The organism is Phyllobacterium sp. YR531 (assembly GCF_000282595.1).
Taxonomy (GTDB): domain Bacteria; phylum Pseudomonadota; class Alphaproteobacteria; order Rhizobiales; family Rhizobiaceae; genus Phyllobacterium.
In genome coordinates this window covers 46,866-72,177 of record NZ_AKIZ01000003.1, presented here as the reverse complement: position 1 = coordinate 72,177, position 25,312 = coordinate 46,866, and the positions used below count along the sequence as shown (strand labels likewise).

Sequence of the window (25,312 nt, the reverse complement as noted above, 5' to 3'; positions counted from 1 at the left end):
AGCTTTTTCTATAACTCACCCGTTCTTGAGAATTGCCGAGAACCGTGGGTCAAATGCCCGGGCAATGGGTTCGGCAGCGGCGCCTAAAGCCGCGGACCAAGGATCTGCAAGTCCGGCTTGCAGTCGTGGTTGTGGATATCGGCTGGCCCGCTCGGCAATTGACGGTAGCAAAGGTTCAATCTTCTCCACAAGACGGTCAATCAAAATGCGTGGAGCTCCACCACAAAGAATGATTGTCTGGGGATCGAAAACCAGTTCGAGCATCTGGACTGCACGGCGCAATCGCTCGGCAACATCATCCATCCAGCGCTCAAGCTTTGGCCCGCCAAGTATCACGGCGTCAGTGATCATGGCAAAAAGATCAGGTGCGGATGGATCGAGTTCCAGCAATTTGCACAGCGCTGCCATCGAAGCATAATGTTCCAGTGGCTCTACATCCGCCCCATCGCCCGGCACCAAAGTCAGCATCATGCCGATCTCGCCAGCATTGGAATAAGCGCCGCCGTATAGCTCTCCATTGAGAATGAGGCCAGTGCCCAATCCGTATCCAAAATAGATACAGATAGCGTGATCGAGTCCATGGGCTGCACCGAGCAATCGCTCTGCGGTTGCAGCGGCTGATGCATCGTTCTGGAGCGCAACCTCAAGGCTTGTACCTTCTGCAATGCGTTCCACAAGCGGAAAGCTTTGCCATGCGGTCATCATCCATGGATCATCATAAAGTGTGTTGATCCCAAAAGGTCCCGGCATCGCGATCCCCAAGCCAACCAGGCGGTCTTCCGCACCGGAGATTTGCTTGGCTAATATTGCCCTTGCTCTTGCCACAAGTTCGAGCACAACGACAACGCCTGTTTCCGGTCCGCCCGGCGGCAGGATTGCTTCGATTTGCACCAATACGTCGCCAACCAGATTAACGATAACGGTGCGGGTTACATGACGGTCAATCTGCAGGCCAATCGCAAAGGCACCCTCGGGTACAAGTTGATATGGAGTTGCGGGCTGTCCCCTGCCCTTACGAACACTTGCCTGCGATCGTACGAGACCTTCTCCGGCGAGCTCTTCGATGATGTTGGATACCGTCTGGGGAGTTAGCCCGGTTGCCCTCGCCAAGTCAGCACGTGACAAAGCTCCGTTGACCCGCAACGCATCAATCATGATGCGGCGGTTATGCGCGCTTGCGCCACCAAGATTGGTACCGCTTTTTGCCCGTATCGACGGTCTGTCATCCATGCGTGAGCCCTCTTGACAGCAGAAGAATATTGATCGACTAATAAGTCAAGAGAATTGATTTAATAGCCAACCGAAAGAGTTGCCGAAAAATCGTCTCCAGGGGAACGTGAGCAGAAGCTCTCGATCTGTAACGATCATCGAACTCTGTCCATAACGGGCGGCGTTCAGAACTGCCAGAGCTAAATAGGAGGTAAGAATGTTGAAATCCGTGACCACAGCGCTTCTGAGCGCAACACTTCTGGCGGCAGCGCTATCTGCGCCCGCTCACGCTGAAACCAAGATTAATGCATTGTTTATGGCACAGGCCGCTTACAGCGAAGCTGATGTACGTGCCATGACAGAGTCATTTACGAAGGCAAACCCGGATGTTTCGGTAAATCTTGAATTTGTTCCTTATGAAGGCTTGCACGACAAGACTGTCCTGGCGCAAGGGTCAGGCGGAGGATACGATGTTGTGTTGTTTGACGTAATCTGGCCTGCCGAATATGCATCGAACAAAGTGCTGCTCGATGTTTCGGACAAGATTACTCCCGAAATGAAATCAGGCGTTCTTCCTGGTGCATGGACAACTGTGGAGTACGAGAGCAAACGCTATGGTCTTCCGTGGATTCTGGATACCAAATATTTGTTCTACAATAAGGAAATCCTTGAAAAAGCAGGCATCAAGAATCCTCCCAAGACTTGGGCCGAGCTTTCTGAACAAGCCAAGACCATCAAGGATAAAGGCTTACTGGCAACTCCAATAGCATGGAGCTGGTCACAGGCTGAGGCTGCAATTTGCGATTATACGACGCTTGTCAGCGCCTATGGCGGTAGCTTCATAAAAGACGGTAAACCGGTATTCCAGACGGGTGGTGGCCTGGACGCACTTAATTATATGGTTGAAAGCTATAAGTCTGGCCTGACGAATCCCAACTCGAAAGAGTTTCTTGAAGAGGACGTACGCCGGGTATTCCAGAATGGCGAGGCAGCCTTCGCTTTAAATTGGACCTACATGTATAACATGGCCAACAACCCGAAGGACAGCAAGGTTGCCGGCAAGGTAGGCGTGGTTCCAGCGCCCGGAGTTGATGGAAAAAGTACTGTGTCAGCAGTCAATGGCTCGATGGGCCTCGGTATTACGTCAACGAGCAAACACCCGGATGAAGCATGGAAATATATTGCCTTCATGACGTCGCAGGCAACTCAGAACCAGTACGCAAAATTGAGTCTGCCGATCTGGACGTCTTCCTATGACGATCCCACTGTTTCCAAGGATCAGGAAGAATTGATTGCGGCAGCCAAGATCGGACTTGCTGCAATGTATCCACGGCCAACAACGCCAAAATATCAGGAACTGTCCACGGCATTACAGCAAGCGGTTCAGGAGTCGCTTCTAGGCCAAGAAGAACCGGAAGCGGCATTGAAGACAGCCGCTGAAAATAGCGGGCTATGATTTGATCGAAAAGGCGGCTGCTTTGTCTGCCGCCTTTCCTTCACTATAGTTGTATTGTTGTTGGTATAGTGGGCAATATTTCATGACGAGCAATTGGATTACCACCCGGGCGTGGCTGTTGATGCTACCTCTGCTTGTCGTCATGATCGCGGTTATTGGTTGGCCGCTGGTCGACACGATCCGGCTGTCCTTCACGGATGCAAAGCTTGTCGGCACTCAGGGAAGTTTTGTCGGGTTGGACAATTATGTGAAGGTCATTTCCGGTTCCGGTTTCCAGCGGTCGCTTGTAACCACTTTCTGGTTTGCGGTTCTGTCAGTCTCTGCTGAGATGGTTATCGGTGTTCTGGCAGCATTACTTCTCAATCAAAAATTCTATGGCCGTTCAGTTCTGCGCGCTTTGATGATCTTGCCTTGGGCGCTTCCAACGGTGGTCAATGCTACTTTGTGGCGGCTCATATATAATCCGGAATATGGTGCCCTGAATGCTCTGCTTGTGCAGGTTGGAATGCTGGATTCCTATCGGTCATGGCTTGGCGAACCCGGCACGGCGCTTGCGTCGTTGATCCTGGCCGATTGCTGGAAAAATTTCCCCTTGGTTGCCCTTATTGCACTTGCTGCGTTGCAGGCGGTGCCGCGAGATATCACCGCTGCTTCCATGGTGGATGGGGCTGGTGTCTGGTCGCGGTTCCGGTTCGTTACTTTACCCTATCTGGCAGGCCCCTTGGTGGTTGCGCTGGTTCTGCGCACGATCGAGGCATTCAAGGTTTTCGATATCATCTGGGTGATGACGCGTGGTGGTCCCGCAAACAGCACGCGCACTCTTTCAATCCTCGTCTATCAGGAAGCCTTTTCATTCCAGCGTGCCGGATCGGGGGCGTCGCTGGCGCTTATCGTTACCTTGCTCGTAACAGTGCTTGCTGTGGCCTATACTGCGCTTATTCGAAAAACGGCAGGAACGTCATAATGGAACGTCGCAGTTTAACAGCAGCCATATTCGTTCACATTGCAGCTTTGCTTCTGGCGATCATCATTCTTGCTCCAGTAGTATGGTTGTTCATCATGAGCATTTCGTCGACGCCGGACCTCATTGCAAAACCCTTGCATTGGTGGCCGGAAACCGTCGATCTTTCGCGATATGGCGTGCTACTTTCCTCGGCAGCCAATAGCGCGGGCGAGGCTTTTGTCGCATCGCTTTTCAACAGTTTGAAAGTAGCAGGCATGGCGACAGTTGCTGCTATTGCGGTGGCAATTCCATCGGCGTGGGCTGTTTCGCGCACACCTTCGGTTGGCTGGTCGCTTTATGCGGTCATTGCGACTTACATGCTTCCGCCAGTTGCCCTTGCCGTTCCGCTCTACATGGCGCTCGCATGGTTCGGCCTGCTCAACAATGTCTTCGGCCTCGCATTGGTTTACCTGACAATACTGGCACCCTTCACCACGTGGTTGCTGAAATCGGGCTTCGACTCGATCCCGCGCGAGATCGAAAGCGCCGCCGTCATGGATGGGGCGCGTCTGGACCAGATATTGCGCCTTATTACGCTGCCGCTTGCTGCCCCTGTCGTGGCCACCGCTGCGCTATTTGCGTTTCTGCTTGCTTGGGATGAGTTCTTTTATGCGCTGCTGTTTACCTCGGACCAGCGCGCCAAGACATTGACTGTAGCAATTGCTGATCTGGCTGGCGGACGCGTTTCGGATTACGGATTGATCGCAACAGCGGGCGTGCTGGCTGCCCTCCCCCCGCTGCTGATCGGTCTTTTTATGCAACGCGCCCTGATTTCGGGCCTGACAAGCGGCGGCGTTAAAGGATGAACATGCTATCTGAAACCAGTAAACCCATCGGACTTGTTGCTATTGAGAAAGAAATGGCCCGGCAGAATGCTGATGCTATTGCCTCATTTGAAAACGCGTCGGGACGAGCTTTCACTATTGCACAATCATTGCGAAAAACCGGTCAATTACTGCTGCTTGGAATGGGTGGTTCTCATGCCGTCGGTCGTGCGGTTGAGCCGTTCTACAGAAGCCTTGGTATCGATGCTATTGCGGTTCCCTTGTCCGAGCAACTGGGCCAACCCTTGTCGGTAGATGGCAGAAGCATTCTTGTTACCTCACAATCAGGCGAAAGTGCCGAGGTTTTGCGCTGGTTTGATGAAGCAGGCGTTCCGGCAGATACGTTCGGTCTTACGCTGGAAGAAGGCTCGACGCTTGCCCGCACAGTCCCTTCACTTGTTGGCGCTGGAGGAACTGAAAAAGCTTTTGCCGCAACACGCAGTTTAACGATCAGCTTCGCGTTGCATCTTGCAATCATCGGAGCGTTGGGAGGTGACACCGCTGACGCACTACGCATTCTCAGAGGGACGGGCAATACAGACATCAATGAAGCGTCTGCCGCCCTTTCCAAAGTGAAAGCAGTCGTCACATCCGGACGGCAAATGCAGGGGGTTGCAGAAGCCATTGCGCTGGGCCTCACCGAGCTGTCGCGTATTCCCTGCTTCTCGCTGGAAGGCGGTCAACTACGGCATGGGCCGATGGAGATGCTTGGCGCAGATGTTGGCGTTGTGTTGTTTCGAGCCAAAGATGGTACGTCAGAATTCGTAAGTCGTATGGCTGTTTCCGCACTTGAAGCTGGTTCGCCGGTGGTGATTTTCGATGCGTCTGGTGAAGAGCCAATCGATGGCGCAGTGATGGTCAATGCTGAACCCGCCAGCGATATTGCTGCCGTCTTCGCTATCTTGCCCGCCGCGCAACATTTCATGCTCAGCTTTGCGGGGGCACGCGTATCGGATCTCGGTACGCCTGTCCGGTCAACCAAGATCACGCGGAGCGAATGAGATGACGCTTCGGCCCCTAGCCGTTATCGGTAACGTAAATGTTGATCTTATCCTTGGTCCTGCGGATCCATGGCCAACGCCGGGAACCGAGATCATGGTCGATCACGATGAACTTCGGGTTGGTGGCTCGGCAGGCAATGCAGCACTGACCTTGCTGGGCTTGGGCATAGATTTCCAGATCGCGGCCAATGTCGGCAATGATCAATTTGGCGAGTGGCTGCGGCAGGGTTTTGGCGTGCACGCTACCCACTGGCCTGTAGAGGCAATGGGCACGACCCTTTCCGTCGGCATAACTCACCCGAATGGGGAGCGTACATTCTTCACGACACGGGGGCACATTGCTCAACTCTCATGGTCTGAAGTACGTACTATGCTTGACGCTGAACGTCTCAAGACGGGGATAGTCATTCTTTGCGGGGCATTTCTTACAGACGTCTTGGTCAATGACTACGACGCTCTATTCGATTGGGCCGATGCACATGATATCAAAATCGCTCTGGACACCGGTTGGCCGATTGATGGGTGGACGGAAGAAAATCGCTCGCGCGCACGGTATTGGCTGAGCCGCTGTCACATTGCTCTGTTCAATGAAGTTGAGACGACACGCCTGACCCACACCACCGATCCGGTTGAAGCCGCGCATAAGCTCAAGACCTTGATGCCCGAGGGCGCAATCGTGGTGGTAAAGCGGGGTCCGGAAGGGGCTCTTGCCGTAGGTCCAGACAATATCATTGTCTCGGCGGAAGCTCCTTTGGTTGCGGTTGTTGACACTATTGGTGCCGGCGATGTTTTCAATGCGGCTTTCGTCGCGGCGCAAGCCAGCGGACAGAGCATCGAAGAGAGCCTGCGCGCCGGGGTACGGATTGCCTCCATGGCCATATCAACTGTTCCTCGCCGTTATGACGGTGAGGACTTAAAAGTAATGTCGGAGAAAGCGTAATGAGCGCTCTTGAGCTTGTTGATATCCGCAAACGCTACGGCACCGTCGAGACTTTAAAAGGGATTGATCTATCGCTTGCCGACGGGGAATTTCTTGTACTGCTCGGTTCTTCGGGTTGTGGCAAATCTACGCTCTTGAACATCATTGCCGGGCTTGCCGAGGCAACAGGTGGCGATGTGCGCATCGGAGACCGCTCTGTAACCGGAGTTCATCCGAAGAACCGGGATATCGCGATGGTGTTCCAGTCTTATGCGCTTTATCCAAATATGTCGGTCGCCCGCAATATAGGCTTCGGTCTTGAAATGCGCAAAGTTGCTGAGGCGGAACGAAATGTCGCCGTGCAAAAGACAGCGAAAATACTTCAGATCGAGAATCTTCTGGGGCGGAAACCATCGGAGCTTTCCGGTGGCCAGCGTCAGCGTGTAGCCATTGGTCGCGCACTGGTACGCGATCCGCAAATATTCCTGTTCAATGAGCCGCTTTCAAATCTGGACGCGAAACTGCGGATGGAAATGCGAACCGAACTGAAGCGATTGCATCAGATGCTTGGCACGACAATTGTGTATGTGACGCATGACCAGATTGAAGCCATGACCTTGGCGACGCGTATTGCTGTTATGCGGAACGGCCAGATCGAACAGCTTGCCACGCCAGACGAAATCTATAATCGGCCAGCCACGCGTTATGTCGCCAGTTTCGTCGGTTCCCCACCCATGAATATGCTGGATGCCACTTTTGCCGATGGGATCGCCCATATCGATGGGACATTGAGTGGTATTCCCCTGCCTCCGGAATTGCATAAGGCTGCCAGCCTGGCCCGCGATATCACTGTCGGAATCCGCCCGGAGGGCCTGACTCTCTCCAATGAAGAAGAAACTGGCTTTGCCATAGATGCCAAAATTGAAGTGGTTGAGCTTACGGGACCGGAACTTGTCGTCAGTGCAACAGTTGGCAAACAACGGCTCACAGCCAGCCTGCCGCCCCGGTCACAAGTCACCGCAGGAACGAGCCAACGCTTCGCTATTGATGCCGATGCCTTGCACGTGTTTGACAGGGCCACGGAAAAGAGAATCTAGATGCTGGGGCGGCTAAGAACATAAGCCGCGCTCGCGATGAAAAATATAGCAACGAACCCAGCCAGCAGTGGCGAAGGCCGGGCAAAATAATAGAATGATGCATAGCCGAAAGCCATGCCGCCGCAAGCAATCGCCTTTATGCGGAGCGGTATGGCGCCCTGTTCGCGCCATTTGACCAATGTAGGCCCGAACACCGGGTGTTCGAGAAGCCATTTTTCAAACCGCGGCGAGGAACGCCCAAAACACCAGGCCGCAAGAATGAGAAAGATCGTTGTAGGCATGACCGGTAGAAGCGCGCCAATGAAACCGAGTGCGACCATCACCCAGCCCAATACGAAATAAATCGTCCGCTTCGTCTTGTTCATACCGCAGCTTTCCGGCTCACTTTATAGTTGAGAACGGTCTACATGTTTTTGCAGGCGATGTCAGGGGATTTGCACTCGTCTAACTTACGCTCGGAAGTAGTGCTTGCTGCCCTCCCCTTTTCGACAGTACTGTATCGACCAGCCCCCATTCTTTTGCTTCTTCAGCAGTCATGAAATGATCACGGTCCAACGTGCGCTCGACATCTTCAAAAGACCTTCCGCAGTGCTGAGCATAAAGCGTTGTAATGCGATGCTTGGTTTGCTGCATCTCTTCGGCATGAATGAAAATATCTGAAGCTTGTCCTTGGAAGCCGCCAAGCGGTTGGTGCACATGAAGGCTGGAGTTTGCCAGAGCGGTTCGATGGCCTGGTTCTCCCGCCATGAGGAGAAACGACCCCATGGATCGTGCTGTGCCCATGCACAGTGTAGCCACCGGACAGGTGATGAATTGCATTGTATCATATATGGCGAGGCCACTGGTAATGACGCCGCCGGGGGAGTTGATATACATGGAGATTGGTTTGGTGGGGCTCTCCGATTCAAGGAACAGCAACTGTGCACAGATTAGTGCTGCCATCCCGTCTTCCACTTGGCCATTAAGAAAAACGATGCGCTCGCGTAACAGCCGGGAATATATGTCAAAGGATCGCTCTCCACGGCTTGATTGCTCCACTACCATAGGGACAAGTTGCATCATGTCGCGCATAAGGCGAACTCCTGTTTGTGATGTCGGAAGGTCGTGTCAGGCGGCTAGAAGCCGCCTCGGTATATTGAGGTTGGCAGCAACCATCGAATGTTCATGTACAATATGAAAGGTGGTGCCGCCGTTGCTGTTTGCACCGATTTGAAATGTGACAGTGCTTACTGCGTCATTGTCCCTGATACTGTAACGCACGCGAGTGCCCGGTTCCGCTGATATGAGCCTTAGCTCAAAGGTGTTTTCCTTTTGCTTCTCGTCATTGTCTGTATCGGTAGGCTTGCTCAGCCATTGCGACACATATTCAGGAATGGTCAATGCACGCCACACCTTGGCTGGTGAGGCATCAAGTTCATATGTCAAACTGATGCGCTCATCGTTTTTGTGTGTCATTGATCCATCTCCCTGAGAAGTTTTTTCAGCTCGTCGATTCGCTTCGGCCAGAATGCGTTGTAGCGGCTTAGCCATGTATGCATTTGCGCAACTCCGGCGGGATTGATCCTGTATAGTACATTGCGGCCAAGCTTTTGCTCTGCAATCAATCCTGCCCCGCGCAGAACAGCCAGGTGCTGCGACATGGCGGGTTGAGACATCTCAAAACCCTGCCGCAATTCCGTGGCATTCATCTCACCGTCTGCGAGGCGTTCAAAAACGGCCCGTCGCGTCGGGTCGGCAAGTGCCCTGAATAGTTCTGTTTCGCTCATGTCTAATACATAAGCATACACTTATGTGATTCGCAAGCGCTATCGAGAGAAAGCGAAAATTGCACGTCTGTTAATGAGATAGATAAATAGCCGGCTTGCCCCTAATCTTGTCCAATTTCAGATTTAAGCACCAAAACAACACATCAGATTCTTGCGCGCGTCATGCGCGATCGGATTATTCTTGCGGAGAAACCATTTGGCTAATTATCTAAAACTTGGCGTTCCTCTTTTTCTGGCGGCAACATTGTCGACGGCCGCGATAGCGCAAGTGCAGGAGGTAGTCGGGACATATATCAACAAGTCAGGAGGCACGAAGGTTGAACTGGCGCATTGTGGCGCGGGTCTTTGTGGAACAGTTATCTGGATGAAAACGCCAGTAAATGACGTCAATAATCCGGATGCTTCCAAGAGGGATCGCCCCGTTGTCGGTATACAGGCCGTGAGTTTGAAATCGACAGGTGAATCGACCTATGCGGGTTCGCTTTATGATACCGAAAGCGGCAAAACCTATTCAGGCAAGGCAAAGTTTTCTGATAAGGACGTTGAATTGTCGGGATGCATTCTTGGCGGGCTTCTTTGCAAGACTTCCGTTTGGCAGCGCGTTGACTAACCGATCATCACGGCACTCTGCGGTTAGCACTTCCTGCCAGAAACAGAAATTACGAAGACCCCGATAACACGACCCTGGGGCGGTCATCGGGATCTCTCATATCAGACGTAGTTATTATTCGGATTTGAGACGCGTGTTGCAAGCACTCCAGTATTGGGGCCAAGTCTTGCCACCAGTCCTGTTGCTGGCCTTGGCTTGTTGCCACTGATCACCGCACTCGCTGATGCGGGCGCGAAACGCGATCTGTGCCGGGGACAAAGGTTTGCCATCAGCGGAAGTCGTCTTTGCCACAGTCTGCGTTTTCGCAGGTTTGCTGGCAGTTGTTTTCTTGGGAGCAGCGACTGGCTCATCAGGCGTTGCGTCATCGGAATTATCTGCTTTTAAACTGGCGCTGCATTCAGACAAAAACTGTGGCCACTTCTGGCCGTTTAGTGTTCCCGCTTCTTTAGCTGCCTGATATTGCGAACTGCACTCCTTGGTTACAGCTTTGCCAGACATGCCACTTTTTGAGGCTGCCGCTGTCTCGGTTTTCTTCGGCTTGGCAGGGGTTTCTTTAGCTTCCTTTTTTGTAGCTTTCTTTGCAGGTGCCGTGGCCTCGGCGTCATCATCGCCCTTCAACTTTGCACTGCACTCCGAAAGAAATTGCGGCCATTTTTGCCCATTAAGTGTGCCAGCTTCCTTGGCCGCTTGATATTGCGTGCTACATTGCTTCGTTGTGGATTGCGCTTGCGCAGTTGTCATGGTGACCGGCAATGTTAGAAATGCCAGTCCTGCGCCAGCAACCAATGCAGTGGCAAAGCTATTGAAACGAAACTGGTTCATCGTCCTGTTCCTTGACATATGTGTTGTGGTTTTCCCCGGCTTGCACCACGCATGCCGAGCTGCACTGCCCTATTGAGATTGTGGCTGAGAATATTCAGGGACAAACTTGATGCCATTACGGGTTCACGGATCAACATAGCGTTGGATCGTCTTTCAAGCATCAAAAAGGCCCGTTCTGCGATCAATGGTGGCATTGCCCGGCGAGAATGGCTCTTTCATCCAGTGATTGCAAGTAAGCGAATGTTACACGCGGAAGTGTCTGTGATCGACATTTAGGGAGTACGTGGTATATGCCCAAATCTGGAAATAAGAGCCGCCACAGGACAACTGCTGATATATAGTAAGTTGTTGAGAAAGCATTAACCATACGGCATAACAGCAGTAAAAATCCTGTTAGCTTCCGCTACATCCTGAATTTCGATCCAGTGCCTGGAAAATATATCAGCATGGGTCGTTGATCCAACTAGCCGCTAGTTTTAAAGCGTATTCGAGATGAACAGCTAGTGTACGCTTATTCTTGCGACGGCAACGTGATGCATATCAAAAGTTCTCAGCTGAGAACTTTTCTTATGGCTGGGCTCAGATGGTGGGTTATAGGCCAAAAAGTTCTCAGCTGAGAACTTTTTCAAATGCCGTGCAACAAGCCTGCAGCTTTGACGGCCGCCGTTGCGCGGTTTTCGACGCCCATCTTAATATAAACCTGCTCGAGATGTTTATTGACGGTTCGAGCACTTAGTCCAAGTATTTCGCCGATATCACGATTGGATTTGCCCTTTGCAATCCAGATCAATACCTCAGCCTCTCTCGTCGTTAAGCCAAAGTTCTGGCGAAGCAAATCATTGGGGCTGGCTTGATTGGCGAGTGTCAGCCGAAAAAGATACTCATCAGCAGTAAGGGCGCCGAGGTAACCAAGTTGCAATCCGCCTTGGTCGCCCGGAATGATAATGGCAGCGCCATCCTTATGCGTATCCCGCTCGCTCATCCATTCTGCAACCGACGTCGAAATTGCTGAGTATCCCGCTTTCGTTGTGCCCATTGTGAGTTCGATGAGATTGTTTGCCTGAGGAGTAGACCAACGTAAATAACCGTCTTTGCCGATAGCAAGCAGGTGGCGCCCTGCGGCATCCAACGCTATACGAGCGCTTTGAGCGGCGCGGGCATTGGCAAGGTGAACCCTAATGCGCGCTTGCAACTCGTCAATATTGATCGGTTTGGTCAGATAGTCGACGCCGCCAGCTTCAAGTGCGTGGATGATATGCTCCGTCTCCGAAAGCCCCGTCATGAAAATAACTGGTACTTGTGTGACCGAGGCTGTTGTTTTGATCCGGGTACAGGTTTCGAAGCCATCCATCTCCGGCATAACGGCATCCATCAGAACGATGTCGGGAGTTATGCGTTCGACCACTTTAAGCGCGGCATGCCCAGACGTTGCGATTAACACCGAGAATCCAGATTGCTCAAGTGCGTCGGTTAAAAATCCGAGGGCTTGTGGCGAGTCATCGACAATCAAGACAATGTCGCGCGGGGTGGCCGGATCATTCACTTGGGATCAGTTCCTTCCTCATTTGTAAAGCTACGAAGAAATTTATCATATCCGGCAAGATCAAATGCCCGAACGAATTGACCCAGCGCATCTGTGAATGCCCGATTATCTTCTTCTTTGGCTATCTCAGCGATCTTGGTTTCTATACCGCGTATGTATCCAATTTCGCCGAGGCTGATCAGCTCACGCACATGCATCTCGCCAGGACTGACCAGTTTCCCAAAAGATGTCGCAGCGGGAGATGGCCTCTCATCCTCGTAAATCCAATCGAGCGCCAGCAACTGAGCAATTTTGTTTTGCAGCTGTCGAAGGTCGAAAGGCTTTGCGAGAGTATCATTATGGCCCGTGGGGCCGCCTGTTGGCGCAGCGTCGCCTATATTTGCAGAGAGCATGATGATAGGTGAAATCTCACCAATCTCGCGCAGTCGCATTACCAGTTGCCAACCATCCATTTCGGGCATGGAAATATCGATAAGAAAGAGGTCCGGCGTGACACCCTCGATGAGCGTTAGACACTCAGGGCCACTACCAGCTGTCAGCACGACGAAATCAAGTGGCACGAGAACCTGCCGCACGAGTTCGCGATGATCCTCGTTGTCGTCGACAACCACGATGGTGCGCCGCCGTCCGGCGTAGCCGTGAATTTTCCGTGGCAGTGGCTGCTGGATGGATGGGCGGTTGACGGTCGACAGCATCAATCTGACTCGGAATGTAGACCCCTCCCCGTAGACACTCGAAACCTGAATATCGCCACCCAATGTTTCGGTTAGAAGACGCGTAATCGTCAGGCCAAGCCCAAGGCCTGGCATCGGGCGAATGCTTTCTGCTTCCCCGCGTTGAAAGGGTTCGAAAATTCGCGGAAGATCGGCTTCAGAAATTCCCCGGCCGGTATCTGAGATTGTGAACGTCGCAACTTGGCTGCGATATGCCAAATCGAAAAGGACGCTGCCTTTGGTGGTAAATTTGATCGCATTTGACAGCAGGTTTACCAGAATTTGACGAAACCGCTTTTCATCAGTCCGGACGTAGGTCGGCAAATTGTCTGGCCGTGTGTGTTTGAAAATAAGTTGTTTTGCATCGGCCTGTGGCTGAAACATTTGCACGATCTGGTCCAGAAAGTCGGTGAGATTGATCTCATCAGAGAAGACTTGCAGACGACCGGCTTCAATGCGCGAAATATCGAGCAAGCCATCTATGAGGCCCGAAAGATGATCTGCGCTGCGTCTAATAACGCGGATCGCAGATTGTCGTGGAGCAGGAATGGTTTCATCCCGTTCCAGAATTTGAGCGTATCCAAGTACGGCGTTTAGAGGTGTACGCAATTCATGGCTCAGGCCAACGACGTAACGGCTTTTGGCGCGGTTGGCGGCTTCGGCAGTATCTTTTGCTTCCTGAAGCGCTGCATCTGTTTTCTTGTGAGCGGCTATTTCTTTCAGGAGTAAAGTGTTTTGGCGCGAGGATTCTTCTTCAGCAACAACGCGACTATCGTGTGCCAGCACGTAGAACCAGCAGACAATACCGGTCATCACGGCGAACACAAAGAAAACGATCAATAGCGTCCGGTCAACGACACCAGATGTTTCGGCAGGCCCACCGGCCTGATAAGCGATCATTGCCAGGATTGTTCCGATGGCCGTCAGCGCCACCACCAAGGACGTTCCATAGCGTCCCAGTCGCGTGGCAAGCGCCTGAATTATCTGTTGCGGCAAAAAGGAGCGGGCAACAGTCGCCACTTGTGCGTTCAGATTGGCATTTGGTTTGCACATATCATGGCAGCGACTATCCAAGGAGCAGCATAGTGAGCAAATAGGGGCACTGTAAGCCGGGCACCACGCCATATCTTCCGGTTCAAAATCATGCTCGCAGATCGAGCATTTAAGCATGGGCAGGGCCTTCCAGGCTTGGCGTGGTTTGCGAGCCAGATAATATTTTCCTTTGGTTTGCCAAGCAAGCAGTGGCGAAACAACAAAGGCGACGATCAAAGCTATGAACGGCGCAAGAGCGGATGCCATTTCTCCAAAAAACCCGAAGTGAGCTATCAGTGAAATCAATGTTGCCAAGGCCATTGTTCCGACGCCTACCGGATTGATGTCGAAAAGATGAGCACGCTTGAATTCGATGCCGGGTGGGGCGAGCCCGAGCCGTTTATTGACAAACAGATCCGCAGAAATGGCGCATAACCACGCCATGGCGATAAGCGAAAAAATGCCCAGAGTCTCTTCCAGGAGCCTGTAAATACCAAGCTCCATAAGCAAAAGGGCTATTCCAACATTGAACAACAGCCAAACTACGCGCCCGGGATGGCTATGGGTGAGGCGGGAAAAGAAATTCGACCACGCCAATGAACCGGCATAGGCGTTCATCACGTTGATTTTGAGCTGTGACACTACGACAAAAGCAACCATAAGCATCAGCGCCCACGTAGTTGAGGGGGTTATATAACCAAAGGCGGTCAAGTACATTTGTGAAGGGTCGGAGGCGCGATCTGCACCTACGCCGCTGCTCAGGGTCAGTACGACAAGGAATGAACCGGCAAGCAGTTTTGGTGCGCCGACAAGGACCCAGCCAGATCCTGCGAGAAACACTGCAATTCGATGTCGCCGTTTTTGTTGCCCCTCGGGTGGCAGAAACCGCAAAAAATCCACTTGCTCGCCGATCTGTGCCATCAGGGCCAAAATGACTGCGCTAGCGGCCCCGAATTGCGCCAGCACAAAAGGAGCGACCCTGTCGGTGTCGGTGCTGGGTGCATGAATACCTCCAAACGCACGCCACAGATCGAATTTTTCCCAATCGACAAATGCTATGACGATAAATGGCAGGACATTCAGTACGATCCAGAATGGTTGTGTGATCAGTTGAAATTTGCTGATCATTCTCACGCCATAAGTAACCAGCGGAACCACGACGACAGCGCTGATGATATAGCCGATCCATAATGGAATTCCGAAGGCGAGCTCCAAGGCGCCGGACATGATGGAAGCCTCGATCGCGAAGAGCAGAAACGTGAACGTGGCATAGATAAGCGAAGTTATCGTCGATCCGATATAGCCAAAACTGGCTCCTCTGGTGAGGAGATCAATGTCTACGCCATGGCGGACTGCATAACGGCTGATTGGTACGCCTACGCAAAGCATGACAAGACAGGCAACAACTATCGCCGCAATGGCATTGGTGGTGCCATAGGAGAGCGTAATGGCACCACCGATAGCTTCCAGCGCCAGAAATGAAATGGCTCCAATAGCCGTTTGTGCGATACGCTGGGATGAGTAACGTCGGGCGCTCTTCGCAGTGAAGCGGAGCGCATAGTCTTCCAGTGTCTGATCCGCTACCCAGCGATTGTAGTCGCGTCTGATAGGAACGATGCGTTGGCGAGCAACCATTCGTCCTGTTTTCCCCGTTGTGATGGCCCGACGCGTTTAAAGCCGCGACCGGATGATGTTTTGCTCACTTAAACACGGGATCAGATGCGGAAGAAAGCACTGATCTGTCAACTTTGGTCATAGTCTCTACGTCGTTTGACGTATGTGGGATCCTTGGCCGCTGACGGATAGTCGTCAAACGCAGCAGATTTGTACTGATGCATCTGGATTACAAGGCGCAATCAGCGCCGGTTCAAAACAATGGGGATCACATTATGAATATTAAAGCACGTATTACAGGTGCTCTGTTGGCCGGCATGCTTTCGGCTACAGCGCTGCAAGGAGCATTTGCCGCCGAAGACACGATTAAGGTTGGTATCCTGCATTCGCTTTCTGGAACCATGGCCATTTCAGAAACCACCCTAAAAGACGCAATGTTGATGCTCATTGACGAGCAAAACAAAAAGGGCGGAATTCTTGGCAAGAAGATTGAGGCTGTCGTCGTCGATCCAGCATCCGACTGGCCCCTTTTTGCTGAAAAGGCACGCGATCTGATCGAAAAGGACAAAGTTACCGCTGTCTTCGGTTGTTGGACGTCAGTTTCCCGCAAATCGGTCCTGCCGGTGTTCAAGGAACTCGACAACCTCCTCTTCTACCCTGTCCAGTATGAGGGTGAGGAAAGTGAGCGAAACGTATTCTACACTGGTGCAGCACCAAACCAGCAGGCGATACCAGCCGTCGATTATCTTGCTGCAAATGAAGGCGTTGAGCGCTGGGTTCTTGCGGGCACAGATTACGTCTACCCAAGGACAACTAACAAGATTCTTGAGGCTTATCTGAAGGCCAAGGGTGTTGCTGCAGAAGACATTATGGTGAGCTATACACCATTTGGCCATAAGGACTGGCAGACTATCGTGTCCGATATCAAGAAGTTTGGTTCGGCAGGTAAAAAGACGGCCGTCGTCTCGACGATCAATGGTGATGCCAACGTTCCTTTTTACAAGGAGCTAGGCAATCAGGGGATCAAGGCTGAAGATATTCCGGTTGTCGCATTCTCCGTTGGAGAAGAAGAACTTGCAGGCTTGGATACCAAGCCACTCGTGGGGCATCTGGCAGCCTGGAATTATTTCCAATCAGTCGATACGCCAGCCAACGCGGAATTCATAAAGACCTGGAAAGCTTATACCAAGAACGAAAAGCGTGTGACCAACGATCCGATGGAAGCGCACTATATCGGGTTCAACATGTGGGTGAAAGCTGTCGAAGCAGCCGGTACAACTCAACCTGACAAGGTGATTGATTCCATTGTCGGCGTCTCCGTCCCCAACCTTTCCGGCGGCTATTCGACGATGATGCCGAACCACCACATTACGAAGCCGGTTCTGATCGGGGAAATCCAATCGGATGGCCAGTTTGAAACCGTGTTTGAGACACCGGGACTGGTAGTGGGCGATGAGTGGTCAGACTATCTGCCGGACTCCAAAGAACTCATCTCCGATTGGCGTAAGCCCATGTCGTGCGGCAACTTCAATGTTGCTACCGGCAAGTGTGGCGGAAAAGGCTCCTGATAAGTCAATAAAGCCATGGGTGGTTGGGCCCATGGCTTTCCATTTGCTCGACAAGAGGATAGGCCGCAGCCTTTTCAAAAGCCATGCATCGTGCATTCAAAATATTCACTCTGCTAGCCTGTCTGATCCTGATTTTTCCTATCTCAGAGAGTCAGTCACAACAAGACATTCGCCTAGGTATAAATTCCTTGAGCAAAGGTGGTTTCTCACAGGTAGCGGACAAGGTTGCTCAACTTTCCCGCACGGGTGATATCAAACTTGTGCCGGTTTTCGAGGCACTCGCGGAAGGCAATCTTTACACGAGAAAGGCCGATGAAATTGTCTTCATGGGCAAAGAAGGCGGTAACGTGCTGCATTTGACCGACGCCGTAACCGGCGCTCCGGCAGGGGAGGGGACTAAGGTAGACTTCGAGCGCATCAAGGTTAACAATAACCTAAGGCGTGCAGTCAGAACCGCGATTGGTGCTCTTACGCTACTTAGTCCTGACAGAGAGGTTCGCTTTCAGGCCGCCAACTCCGTCTTCTCATCGCCGAGTGAAGACGCGCTTGAGCTTTTGGAAAGTGCAATCCAGAGCGAGCGGGACGTGATTGTCAAAACGGTCATGGAACAGGCGAGGGCGGCTGCGCTTGTGAAGTCGGATCGGTCAGTTGCGGAGAAACGTGCAGCAGTAAAAATTCTCTCACAGCGCGGTGACAGGAATGCCCTCGCTATTCTGAGTGCCACTCAAACAAGTGCCGAAGGTGAGCTTCGCACGGATATCGATAACGCTATCAAGGAATTGCAGACGGCACAGGCGCTATGGGATGCAGGCCAGAATGTCTGGTATGGCCTGTCACTTGGGTCAGTACTTTTATTGGCCGCAATTGGTCTTGCCATCACATTCGGCGTTATGGGTATCATCAACATGGCGCATGGTGAGATGGTAATGCTCGGTGCGTATACGACATTCATTGTGCAAGAGATCATTCGATCATCCTATCCGGGCCTCTTCGACTGGTCGCTGATCATAGCGCTGCCAATTGCATTTGGTGTTACAGGTTTAATCGGCCTGATCATCGAACGCGGCATTATCCGTTTTCTGTATGGACGCCCACTGGAAACGCTGCTGGCGACATGGGGCGTGTCGCTTATGCTGCAACAGGGCGTGCGTTCGATCTTTGGACCAAGTAACCGGGAAGTTGGAAATCCATCCTGGATGTCAGGTGGCTTTGAACTCGGTGGGATGACGCTGACATATAACCGTATGTGGATTGTCGTATTTTCGGCAGGCGTCTTCGTGATGCTGCTGTTCTTACTAAAGCGCTCCAGATTTGGATTGCAGATGCGCGCCGTTACCCAAAACCGACGCATGGCCTCATCAATGGGTATCAAGACCCCTTGGGTGGATGCTTTCACTTTTGCTTTGGGATCCGGCATTGCCGGTATTGCAGGGGTGGCTCTCTCGCAGATTGACAACGTCTCGCCCAATCTCGGCCAGAGCTATATCATCGACAGCTTCATGGTCGTGGTTTTTGGTGGCGTAGGGAACCTCTGGGGAACACTCGTGGGCGCGCTGTCGCTCGGCATCGTCAACAAGTTGCTTGAACCATATACCGGCGCGGTGCTCGGTAAAATTCTAATTCTGGTCCTGATTATTCTCTTCATTCAAAGGCGACCCCGCGGGCTCTTTGCGCTCAAAGGCAGGGCGGTGGAAACATGATCACTGCATTTCTCTTCAAGTCACTCGACAGAAGTATTCTGATTTTTGTTGCAATCATTTTGGCGATTGGCTGCATCGTGCCGATGCTTAATTTGCTGGTGCCTGCAGACAGCATGTTCCACATTCCAACCTATGTAGTCTCGCTGTTCGGCAAGTATCTTACCTATGCGCTGCTCGCTTTGTCACTTGATCTGGTTTGGGGATTTTGCGGGATTTTGTCTCTGGGACACGCTGCGTTCTTTGCTCTCGGCGGATATGCGATGGGTATGTATCTGGTGCGCCAGATCGGCTCCCGTGGCGTTTACGGCAATCCGCTTTTGCCAGACTTCATGGTGTTTTTAAGCTGGAAAGAAATGCCGTGGTTTTGGTATGGTTTCGACCACTTCTGGTTTGCCGCCCTTATGGTGCTAGCCGTTCCCGGTGTCTTGGCCTTTGTATTTGGCTGGTTGGCATTCCGCTCGCGTGTGACGGGCGTCTATTTATCCATTATTACGCAGGCGATGACCTATGCGTTGCTGCTTGCTTTCTTCCGCAATGAGATGGGTTTTGGCGGCAATAACGGTCTTACCGATTTCAAGGATCTTCTCGGTTTCAACATTCAATCGCAAGGGATGAGAACATCACTATTTGCCGTTTCTGCAATTGCGCTGGCAATGGCGTTACTTATTTGCTCGGCTATCGTCCGGTCAAAGTTCGGTAAGGTGCTTGTTGGTCTGCGTGATGCAGAGAGCAGGACTCGTTTTCTGGGATATCGCCCGGAAAATTACAAGCTGATGACCTTCACGGTTTCGGCGATGATGGCAGGAGTTGCAGGTGCTCTTTATGTACCGCAAGTCGGGATCATCAATCCGGGGGAATTTGCCCCCGCGAATTCCATTGAGGTGGTGATCTGGACGGCGGTAGGAGGCCGGGGAACACTCATTGGGCCCGTTATCGGAGCAACCCTCGTCAATTTTGGCAAAAGCATATTCACTGCACAGTTTCCGGAAATCTGGCTGTTTGCGTTAGGCGCACTTTTCATCGCTACAACACTGTTTTTGCCAAAGGGCATTGTCGGAACAATTCAGCAAACTTTGCGGTCTGGCAAAGACCGGAAGAATGCGGAGACAATGGAACGTTTGCACGCTGCCGAAGACGTTAAAAAAGGCGTTGAAGTGACCCTCAAACCCTTGGCCGCGGAGTAAACCATGTCTGAAGCCAAACCCAGGAGTTTGCTTTATTTAGATAATGTGTCCGTATCGTTCGATGGCTTCAAGGCATTAAACGCTTTGTCCTTTGTAATTGCCCCCGGAGAGCTTAGGGCGATCATTGGTCCGAACGGCGCTGGCAAGACAACAATGATGGATATTATCACGGGGAAGACACGCCCCGACGAAGGCGAAGTGTTCTTCGAGGACAGTATCGATCTGACAACGAAAGACGAGGCTGATATTGCCCGGTTGGGTATAGGGCGGAAGTTTCAAAAACCCACTGTGTTCGAGAGTCATACCATTTGGGACAATCTCGAATTGGCCCTTAATCGCAAGCGAGGAACATTTGCAACGTTGTTCTACAGCCGACCAAAAGAGGATGGCGCGCGTATCGACGAAATCCTTGAAACAGTGCGGTTGACGGCACGCAGGAATGAGCTGGCAGCCAATTTGAGCCACGGTCAAAAGCAATGGCTGGAGATCGGAATGCTTTTGGCACAAGAACCCAAGCTATTGCTGGTAGACGAGCCCGTTGCCGGGATGACAGATGCAGAAACAGCCGAGACAGCAATTCTTCTCAAAGAAATAGCAAAGACCAGAGCGGTAGTTGTTGTGGAACATGACATGGGGTTCATTCGCGATCTTGATGTGAGAGTTACGTGCCTTGCCGAAGGCTCCGTGCTTGCGGAAGGTTCGCTGGATTTCGTAAGCAATGATCCCCGCGTCATCGAAAACTATCTGGGAAGATGAGCATGCTGACTGTTGAACAGGTGAATTTGCATTACGGCGCGGCACAGGCATTGCGAGGAGTTTCGTTGCAGGCTGAAGCGGGGAAAATTACCTGTGTGTTGGGCCGAAACGGGGTCGGGAAAAGTAGTTTGTTGCGGGCTATTACCGGCCAGCACAATATCAGCGCAGGTAAGGTCGCATTCGAGGGTATCGAGCTGAATGGCATGGCGCCATATGCCCGTGCAAAACGTGGTATTGGCTATGTGCCACAGGGACGAGAGATATTCCCGCTTCTGAGTGTGAAGGAGAATCTTGAAACGGGGTATGCTCAATTACCTCGTTCTGAGCGTAACATTCCTTCCGATGTATTCAACCTGTTTCCAGTGCTGAGCTCCATGTTGTCACGTCGTGGTGGTGACCTTTCCGGCGGGCAACAGCAGCAGTTGGCAATCGGACGTGCGCTGGTGATGCGCCCGAAAATTTTGGTGCTTGATGAGCCGACTGAGGGCATCCAGCCATCAATAATCAAAGACATTGGCCGCGCGATTATCTATCTGCGGGATTCTTTTGGAATGGCGATACTTCTTGTCGAACAATATCTCGACTTTTGTCGCGAACTCGCGGACCATGTTTACATCATGGACCGGGGCGAGATCGTGACCGAAGGCGCTGCCGAAATACTCGACACAGCTGCAGCACGACGCCACCTGACGGTCTGAAATTTGGGGATATGGTTTGGATATACTCGACTATCCACTGGTTGTTCAGGGGCGGGCGCAACGAGCGTCCGGGACGGGGCGACTGTCTGTTCGGAAAGTTGAGGGAAAAACCCGGATTGCAAAACTGTTTCAAGAAGGCTGCGCAAAACTGCGCTTTCCGGTTGTTGCGGAAGACGGTCTGGAGGCAGTAATGATCAACAGTGCTGGAGGGCTTACTGGCGGTGATGCGATGCAGTGGAATTTCGTCCTCGGCGATTTCTGCAACGCCCACATAACGACCCAAGCCTGCGAGAAAATCTACAAAGCGGTTTCTGGTACAGTCGCGACGGTTTCAACGCATATCGAAGCGGGAAAGGGTTCTTTCGTCGCATGGCTACCCCAAGAAACCATCCTGTTCGAAGCTGCCGATCTCAAGCGATCATTAAACGTAAATCTCGCGGCAGATGCCAAAGCACTATTGGTTGAATCCACCATCTTCGGGCGCAAGGCATTTGGTGAAACAATCGATACTGTGCGGTTTTCAGATCAGTGGCGTGTCCGTCAGGAAGGCCAACTGATCCACGCAGAAAATTTTGCAATCGGACCTAATGCAGGTTCATCACTGAAGCGGTCCGCGTTGTTTGGTGACTACCGTGCGGTCACGACAGTGCTCTTGGTTTCGCCTCACTGCGAGCAATTACTTGAGCCGGCGCGTTTGGTCATTGGCGAGCGGGGAGGGGCATCATCATGGATGGGCAAGCTACTCGTTCGTATGGTGGACATTGACGCATATCATCTGCGCAAACGACTTATTCCCTTACTACGCCTGTTGAATGGTGGGGCCGAGCTGCCACGAATATGGTCAACTTAGAAGGACAACTGAACGATGAATTTGCTGCCTCGCGAGAAGGATAAATTGTTGATTTCCATGGCAGCCATGGTGGCAAGACGCCGTCTGGAACGTGGTGTGAAACTCAACCATCCTGAGGCAATCGCTCTGATAACTGACTTTGTCGTCGAAGGCGCGCGCGATGGCCGTTCAGTGGCGGATCTTATGGAGGCTGGCGCGCATGTGATTACACGCAGTCAGGTTATGGAAGGTATCGCTGAGATGATTCACGATGTGCAAGTCGAAGCGACTTTTCCCGATGGTACCAAGCTCGTCACCGTTCACGAACCCATTCGCTAATTAATTTGAGAGAGATAACATGAAGAAGACACTGTTTCTAAGTTTGCCCTTGGTTTTGATCGCAACTTCACCAGCCTTCGCTCACCTTAATCCTGCGGAACATGGCTCGTTTGCTGCAGGTTTTTCTCATCCGATGTTCGGAACGGATCATATTCTGGCTATGGTGGCTGTCGGATTATGGGCGGTTTTGCTGGGCGGACGAGCGCTCTGGCTGGTACCAGCGGCATTTGTAGGCACCATGATGGCCGGCTTCTTTTTTGCCATTGCTGGTGCACCCTTGCCGTTTGTTGAGCCAACAATTCTTGCCTCGGTTGTCGCTATCGGATTGTTTGCCGCTGTAGCGATCAAGGTTCCAACATCAATAGCAATGTTACTTGTCGGCTTTTTTGCCTTGTTCCATGGCCATGCCCATGGTGGTGAGATGGGTGCAGCAACGGCGATCAGCTACCTTCTTGGTTTTGCCGTGGCTACGACCCTCCTGCATGCTGTCGGGTTGGGTCTTGGCACATTGTTGGGGGCTGGTCGTGGCCGGGTGATGATCCGGGCAGCGGGAGCTGGTACAGCATTCGCCGGTCTCTGGCTGGCCTTTGGGGCATAAGCAAAATGATCCCGGGAGAAATCATCACTGTAGCAGGCGATATCGAGCTCAATGTCGGAGCTCCTGTAATTGTCCTGAAAGTCGCGAATACCGGCGATCGTCCGATACAGGTCGGATCGCACTATCATTTTCATGAGACCAACGAAGGTCTGGTTTTTGATCGGGAGCAGGCGAGGGGTATGCGACTGGACATTGCCGCTGGTACGGCAGTTCGGTTTGAGCCAGGCCAAGAGCGTGATGTGAGGCTTATCCCACTTGGTGGCGATAGGACTGTTTACGGGTTCCAACAGAAAATCATGGGAAAGCTTTGATATGCCCGCCAGAATAACGCGATCTGCCTATGCCCAGATGTTCGGTCCTACAGTTGGAGACAAGGTGAGGCTGGCCGACACAGCCCTTTTTATCGAGGTTGAAAAAGATTTCACAATCTATGGTGAAGAGGTGAAGTTCGGTGGGGGAAAAGTCATTCGTGACGGCATGGGCCAAAGTCAGATTACGCGTGCAGATGGTGCGGTAGATACAGTTATCACCAACGCACTCGTTGTCGATGCGACAGGTATATTCAAGGCGGATATAGGCTTGCGAGACGGGCGGATTGCCAGCATAGGTAAAGCTGGCAATCCGGACACCCAGCCTGGTGTGACGATTATCATCGGGCCGGGCACCGAGGTCATTGCCGGGGAGGGCAAGATACTCACTGCCGGGGGTATGGACGCCCATATCCATTTCATTTGTCCGCAACAGATTGATGAAGCGCTCATGTCAGGCATAACCACAATGTTTGGTGGTGGTACGGGGCCTGCTCACGGCACGCTGGCAACGACCTGTACCCCGGGGGCTTGGCATCTGGGGAGAATGATCCGCTCTTTTGACGCGATACCCATGAACATAGGCCTGTCCGGTAAGGGTAATGCTTCACGCCCTGCGGCGCTGGAAGAGATGATCCTTGGTGGGGCGTGCTCGCTAAAATTACACGAGGATTGGGGCACAACGCCCGCTGCAATTGATAATTGCCTCAAGGTTGCTGATCAGTATGACGTGCAAGTCATGATCCACACTGATACTTTGAATGAAAGCGGCTTCGTGGAAGACACTGTTGCGGCATTCAAAGGGCGCACCATCCACGCCTTTCACACTGAGGGTGCAGGAGGTGGACATGCACCTGACATCATCAAAATTTGCGGGCTCCCGAACGTAATCCCATCGTCTACCAATCCGACGCGGCCCTATACGAGAAACACCATCGCGGAGCATCTCGATATGCTGATGGTATGTCATCATCTTTCGCCATCAATACCGGAAGATGTTGCATTTGCAGAAAGCCGTATTCGCAAAGAGACAATTGCAGCAGAGGATATTCTGCATGACATAGGCGCATTCTCGATCATCTCTTCAGACAGTCAGGCCATGGGTCGCGTCGGTGAAGTTTTGATCCGCACCTGGCAAACAGCCGACAAGATGAAACGCCAGCGTGGAAGTCTGCCGCAAGAGCAGGGTGATAATGATAATTTCAGGGTGAAGCGTTACATCGCCAAATACACCATTAATCCGGCAATCGCACAGGGCGTATCAAAGCATGTCGGTTCAATTGAGGTGGGTAAACGTGCTGACCTTGTTCTATGGAACCCGGCATTTTTCGGAGTCAAACCTGACCTTGTTTTGCTTGGGGGAACAATTGCTGCTGCGCCAATGGGCGATCCCAATGCTTCGATCCCGACACCACAACCGGTGCATTATCGCCCCATGTTTGGTGCGTTCGGGAAGAATGTTCCAGCTTCATCTGTAACATTCGTCAGCAAAGCAGCTGTTGAGAACGGGCTTCGGTCGAGTCTGGAAGTTGAAAAAGAATTGGTTGCTGTCGAGAATACGCGAAATGGTATTTCCAAAGCTTCTATGGTTCACAATTCGGCTACACCTCACGTCGAAGTTGATCCGGAGACTTATGAAGTTCGGGCAGACGGTGAGCTATTGACATGTGAGCCTGCGACTACACTGCCAATGACACAGCGCTATTTCCTTTTCTGAGCAGAA

At 52.1% G+C, this 25,312-nt stretch carries 24 protein-coding genes and 1 pseudogene; 17 read left to right on the top strand and 8 right to left on the bottom strand.

From position 1 onward, the window contains the following. Window positions 1-15 precede the first annotated feature (15 nt). Window positions 16-1,230 (bottom strand): ROK family transcriptional regulator, encoded by a 1,215-nt coding sequence (locus PMI41_RS01570; RefSeq protein WP_008121056.1) that lies wholly within the window; start codon window positions 1,228-1,230, stop codon window positions 16-18. A 196-nt stretch (window positions 1,231-1,426) separates the two neighbouring features. Here PMI41_RS01570 and PMI41_RS01565 point away from each other — a divergent pair, with 196 nt between their 5' ends. The 6 genes from PMI41_RS01565 (at window position 1,427) to ugpC (ending at window position 7,509) form a co-directional block, all read left to right on the top strand. After that, window positions 1,427-2,665: an extracellular solute-binding protein gene (locus PMI41_RS01565; RefSeq protein WP_008121054.1), complete on the top strand. Its 1,239-nt coding sequence runs from the start codon at window positions 1,427-1,429 to the stop codon at window positions 2,663-2,665. Window positions 2,666-2,747: 82 nt separating this feature from the next. After that, entirely contained in the window at window positions 2,748-3,629 is an 882-nt protein-coding gene (locus tag PMI41_RS01560; RefSeq protein WP_008121052.1) for a sugar ABC transporter permease, read from the top strand. Continuing rightward, the gene (locus PMI41_RS01555) at window positions 3,629-4,474 is read left to right on the top strand and encodes a carbohydrate ABC transporter permease (RefSeq protein ID WP_008121050.1); all 846 of its coding nucleotides are present in this window, start codon (window positions 3,629-3,631) and stop codon (window positions 4,472-4,474) included. Before PMI41_RS01560 ends, PMI41_RS01555 begins: the two co-directional genes overlap by 1 nt. Window positions 4,475-4,476: 2 nt before the next feature. Then, entirely contained in the window at window positions 4,477-5,493 is a 1,017-nt protein-coding gene (locus tag PMI41_RS01550) for an SIS domain-containing protein (RefSeq protein WP_008121047.1), read from the top strand. Window position 5,494: 1 nt separating this feature from the next. Beyond that, window positions 5,495-6,433 carry a carbohydrate kinase family protein gene (locus PMI41_RS01545; RefSeq protein WP_008121045.1) on the top strand — a complete coding sequence of 313 codons (939 nt, stop codon included), beginning with the start codon at window positions 5,495-5,497 and terminating at the stop codon, window positions 6,431-6,433. Then, window positions 6,433-7,509, top strand: coding sequence for a sn-glycerol-3-phosphate ABC transporter ATP-binding protein UgpC (gene ugpC / locus PMI41_RS01540; RefSeq protein WP_008121044.1), 1,077 nt, complete (start codon window positions 6,433-6,435; stop codon window positions 7,507-7,509). Before PMI41_RS01545 ends, ugpC begins: the two co-directional genes overlap by 1 nt. Here the strand turns inward: ugpC and PMI41_RS01535 are convergent. From PMI41_RS01535 to PMI41_RS01520, 4 genes are all read right to left on the bottom strand, one after another. Beyond that, window positions 7,506-7,874 carry a YbaN family protein gene (locus tag PMI41_RS01535; protein ID WP_008121042.1) on the bottom strand — a complete coding sequence of 123 codons (369 nt, stop codon included), beginning with the start codon at window positions 7,872-7,874 and terminating at the stop codon, window positions 7,506-7,508. The genes ugpC and PMI41_RS01535 overlap by 4 nt on opposite strands. A gap of 79 nt (window positions 7,875-7,953) precedes the next feature. After that, window positions 7,954-8,580 carry an ATP-dependent Clp protease proteolytic subunit gene (locus PMI41_RS01530; protein WP_008121040.1) on the bottom strand — a complete coding sequence of 209 codons (627 nt, stop codon included), beginning with the start codon at window positions 8,578-8,580 and terminating at the stop codon, window positions 7,954-7,956. Between the two features lie 36 nt (window positions 8,581-8,616). After that, window positions 8,617-8,964, bottom strand: a complete 348-nt coding sequence (locus tag PMI41_RS01525; protein WP_008121037.1) for an SRPBCC domain-containing protein — start codon at window positions 8,962-8,964, stop codon at window positions 8,617-8,619. Then, window positions 8,961-9,275: a metalloregulator ArsR/SmtB family transcription factor gene (locus tag PMI41_RS01520; RefSeq protein ID WP_008121035.1), complete on the bottom strand. Its 315-nt coding sequence runs from the start codon at window positions 9,273-9,275 to the stop codon at window positions 8,961-8,963. The genes PMI41_RS01525 and PMI41_RS01520 overlap by 4 nt, the downstream gene beginning before the upstream one ends. A gap of 196 nt (window positions 9,276-9,471) precedes the next feature. Between PMI41_RS01520 and PMI41_RS01515 the strand changes: the two genes are divergently transcribed. Further along, the gene (locus PMI41_RS01515) at window positions 9,472-9,885 is read left to right on the top strand and encodes a DUF2147 domain-containing protein (RefSeq protein WP_008121033.1); all 414 of its coding nucleotides are present in this window, start codon (window positions 9,472-9,474) and stop codon (window positions 9,883-9,885) included. A gap of 114 nt (window positions 9,886-9,999) precedes the next feature. Here PMI41_RS01515 and PMI41_RS01510 read toward each other — a convergent pair whose 3' ends face one another. The 3 genes from PMI41_RS01510 to PMI41_RS01495 form a co-directional block, all read right to left on the bottom strand. Further along, window positions 10,000-10,707 (bottom strand): hypothetical protein, encoded by a 708-nt coding sequence (locus PMI41_RS01510; protein WP_008121031.1) that lies wholly within the window; start codon window positions 10,705-10,707, stop codon window positions 10,000-10,002. 625 nt (window positions 10,708-11,332) lie between these two features. After that, window positions 11,333-12,250 (bottom strand): DNA-binding response regulator, encoded by a 918-nt coding sequence (locus PMI41_RS01500; protein WP_008121030.1) that lies wholly within the window; start codon window positions 12,248-12,250, stop codon window positions 11,333-11,335. After that, entirely contained in the window at window positions 12,247-15,630 is a 3,384-nt protein-coding gene (locus PMI41_RS01495) for an ATP-binding protein (protein WP_008121028.1), read from the bottom strand. The genes PMI41_RS01500 and PMI41_RS01495 overlap by 4 nt, the downstream gene beginning before the upstream one ends. Before the next feature lie 254 nt (window positions 15,631-15,884). Between PMI41_RS01495 and urtA the strand changes: the two genes are divergently transcribed. The 10 genes and pseudogenes from urtA (at window position 15,885) to ureC (ending at window position 25,306) form a co-directional block, all read left to right on the top strand. Then, on the top strand, window positions 15,885-17,177 hold the full coding sequence (gene urtA / locus PMI41_RS01490; protein ID WP_008121025.1) for an urea ABC transporter substrate-binding protein: 1,293 nt from the start codon (window positions 15,885-15,887) through the stop codon (window positions 17,175-17,177). Window positions 17,178-17,260: 83 nt separating this feature from the next. Continuing rightward, on the top strand, window positions 17,261-18,877 hold the full coding sequence (gene urtB / locus PMI41_RS01485) for an urea ABC transporter permease subunit UrtB (RefSeq protein ID WP_008121023.1): 1,617 nt from the start codon (window positions 17,261-17,263) through the stop codon (window positions 18,875-18,877). Further along, a pseudogene (gene urtC, locus PMI41_RS01480) lies at window positions 18,874-19,944 on the top strand (urea ABC transporter permease subunit UrtC); the annotation flags it as partial. The gene urtB and the pseudogene urtC, both read left to right, overlap by 4 nt. 120 nt (window positions 19,945-20,064) lie before the next feature. Next, entirely contained in the window at window positions 20,065-20,817 is a 753-nt protein-coding gene (gene urtD, locus PMI41_RS01475) for an urea ABC transporter ATP-binding protein UrtD (RefSeq protein ID WP_008121019.1), read from the top strand. Between the two features lie 2 nt (window positions 20,818-20,819). Then, the gene (urtE, locus tag PMI41_RS01470) at window positions 20,820-21,515 is read left to right on the top strand and encodes an urea ABC transporter ATP-binding subunit UrtE (protein ID WP_008121018.1); all 696 of its coding nucleotides are present in this window, start codon (window positions 20,820-20,822) and stop codon (window positions 21,513-21,515) included. A 22-nt stretch (window positions 21,516-21,537) separates the two neighbouring features. Then, entirely contained in the window at window positions 21,538-22,365 is an 828-nt protein-coding gene (locus PMI41_RS01465; RefSeq protein ID WP_157179274.1) for an urease accessory protein UreD, read from the top strand. 15 nt (window positions 22,366-22,380) lie between these two features. Continuing rightward, complete coding sequence (locus tag PMI41_RS01460) at window positions 22,381-22,683, top strand: urease subunit gamma (RefSeq protein ID WP_008121015.1); 303 nt, start codon at window positions 22,381-22,383, stop codon at window positions 22,681-22,683. A gap of 19 nt (window positions 22,684-22,702) precedes the next feature. Beyond that, window positions 22,703-23,281 (top strand): HupE/UreJ family protein, encoded by a 579-nt coding sequence (locus tag PMI41_RS01455; protein ID WP_008121013.1) that lies wholly within the window; start codon window positions 22,703-22,705, stop codon window positions 23,279-23,281. Between the two features lie 5 nt (window positions 23,282-23,286). Continuing rightward, window positions 23,287-23,592, top strand: a complete 306-nt coding sequence (locus PMI41_RS01450) for an urease subunit beta (RefSeq protein WP_008121010.1) — start codon at window positions 23,287-23,289, stop codon at window positions 23,590-23,592. Between the two features lies 1 nt (window position 23,593). Then, a complete protein-coding gene (gene ureC, locus PMI41_RS01445) occupies window positions 23,594-25,306 on the top strand; it encodes an urease subunit alpha (RefSeq protein ID WP_008121008.1) in 1,713 nt (570 codons plus the stop codon). Window positions 25,307-25,312: the final 6 nt, after the last annotated feature.

Bases quoted from the DNA above. Each gene is read 5' to 3' on its own strand.
- PMI41_RS01570 (WP_008121056.1), bottom strand. From the start codon at position 1,230: ATGGATGACAGACCGTCGATACGGGCAAAAAGCGGTACCAATCTTGGT.
- PMI41_RS01565 (WP_008121054.1), top strand. From the start codon at position 1,427: ATGTTGAAATCCGTGACCACAGCGCTTCTGAGCGCAACACTTCTGGCG.
- PMI41_RS01560 (WP_008121052.1), top strand. From the start codon at position 2,748: ATGACGAGCAATTGGATTACCACCCGGGCGTGGCTGTTGATGCTACCT.
- PMI41_RS01555 (WP_008121050.1), top strand. From the start codon at position 3,629: ATGGAACGTCGCAGTTTAACAGCAGCCATATTCGTTCACATTGCAGCT.
- PMI41_RS01550 (WP_008121047.1), top strand. From the start codon at position 4,477: ATGCTATCTGAAACCAGTAAACCCATCGGACTTGTTGCTATTGAGAAA.
- PMI41_RS01545 (WP_008121045.1), top strand. From the start codon at position 5,495: ATGACGCTTCGGCCCCTAGCCGTTATCGGTAACGTAAATGTTGATCTT.
- ugpC (WP_008121044.1), top strand. From the start codon at position 6,433: ATGAGCGCTCTTGAGCTTGTTGATATCCGCAAACGCTACGGCACCGTC.
- PMI41_RS01535 (WP_008121042.1), bottom strand. From the start codon at position 7,874: ATGAACAAGACGAAGCGGACGATTTATTTCGTATTGGGCTGGGTGATG.
- PMI41_RS01530 (WP_008121040.1), bottom strand. From the start codon at position 8,580: ATGCGCGACATGATGCAACTTGTCCCTATGGTAGTGGAGCAATCAAGC.
- PMI41_RS01525 (WP_008121037.1), bottom strand. From the start codon at position 8,964: ATGACACACAAAAACGATGAGCGCATCAGTTTGACATATGAACTTGAT.
- PMI41_RS01520 (WP_008121035.1), bottom strand. From the start codon at position 9,275: ATGAGCGAAACAGAACTATTCAGGGCACTTGCCGACCCGACGCGACGG.
- PMI41_RS01510 (WP_008121031.1), bottom strand. From the start codon at position 10,707: ATGAACCAGTTTCGTTTCAATAGCTTTGCCACTGCATTGGTTGCTGGC.
- PMI41_RS01495 (WP_008121028.1), bottom strand. From the start codon at position 15,630: ATGGTTGCTCGCCAACGCATCGTTCCTATCAGACGCGACTACAATCGC.
- urtA (WP_008121025.1), top strand. From the start codon at position 15,885: ATGAATATTAAAGCACGTATTACAGGTGCTCTGTTGGCCGGCATGCTT.
- urtB (WP_008121023.1), top strand. From the start codon at position 17,261: ATGCATCGTGCATTCAAAATATTCACTCTGCTAGCCTGTCTGATCCTG.
- urtD (WP_008121019.1), top strand. From the start codon at position 20,065: ATGTCTGAAGCCAAACCCAGGAGTTTGCTTTATTTAGATAATGTGTCC.
- urtE (WP_008121018.1), top strand. From the start codon at position 20,820: ATGCTGACTGTTGAACAGGTGAATTTGCATTACGGCGCGGCACAGGCA.
- PMI41_RS01460 (WP_008121015.1), top strand. From the start codon at position 22,381: ATGAATTTGCTGCCTCGCGAGAAGGATAAATTGTTGATTTCCATGGCA.
- PMI41_RS01455 (WP_008121013.1), top strand. From the start codon at position 22,703: ATGAAGAAGACACTGTTTCTAAGTTTGCCCTTGGTTTTGATCGCAACT.
- PMI41_RS01450 (WP_008121010.1), top strand. From the start codon at position 23,287: ATGATCCCGGGAGAAATCATCACTGTAGCAGGCGATATCGAGCTCAAT.
- ureC (WP_008121008.1), top strand. From the start codon at position 23,594: ATGCCCGCCAGAATAACGCGATCTGCCTATGCCCAGATGTTCGGTCCT.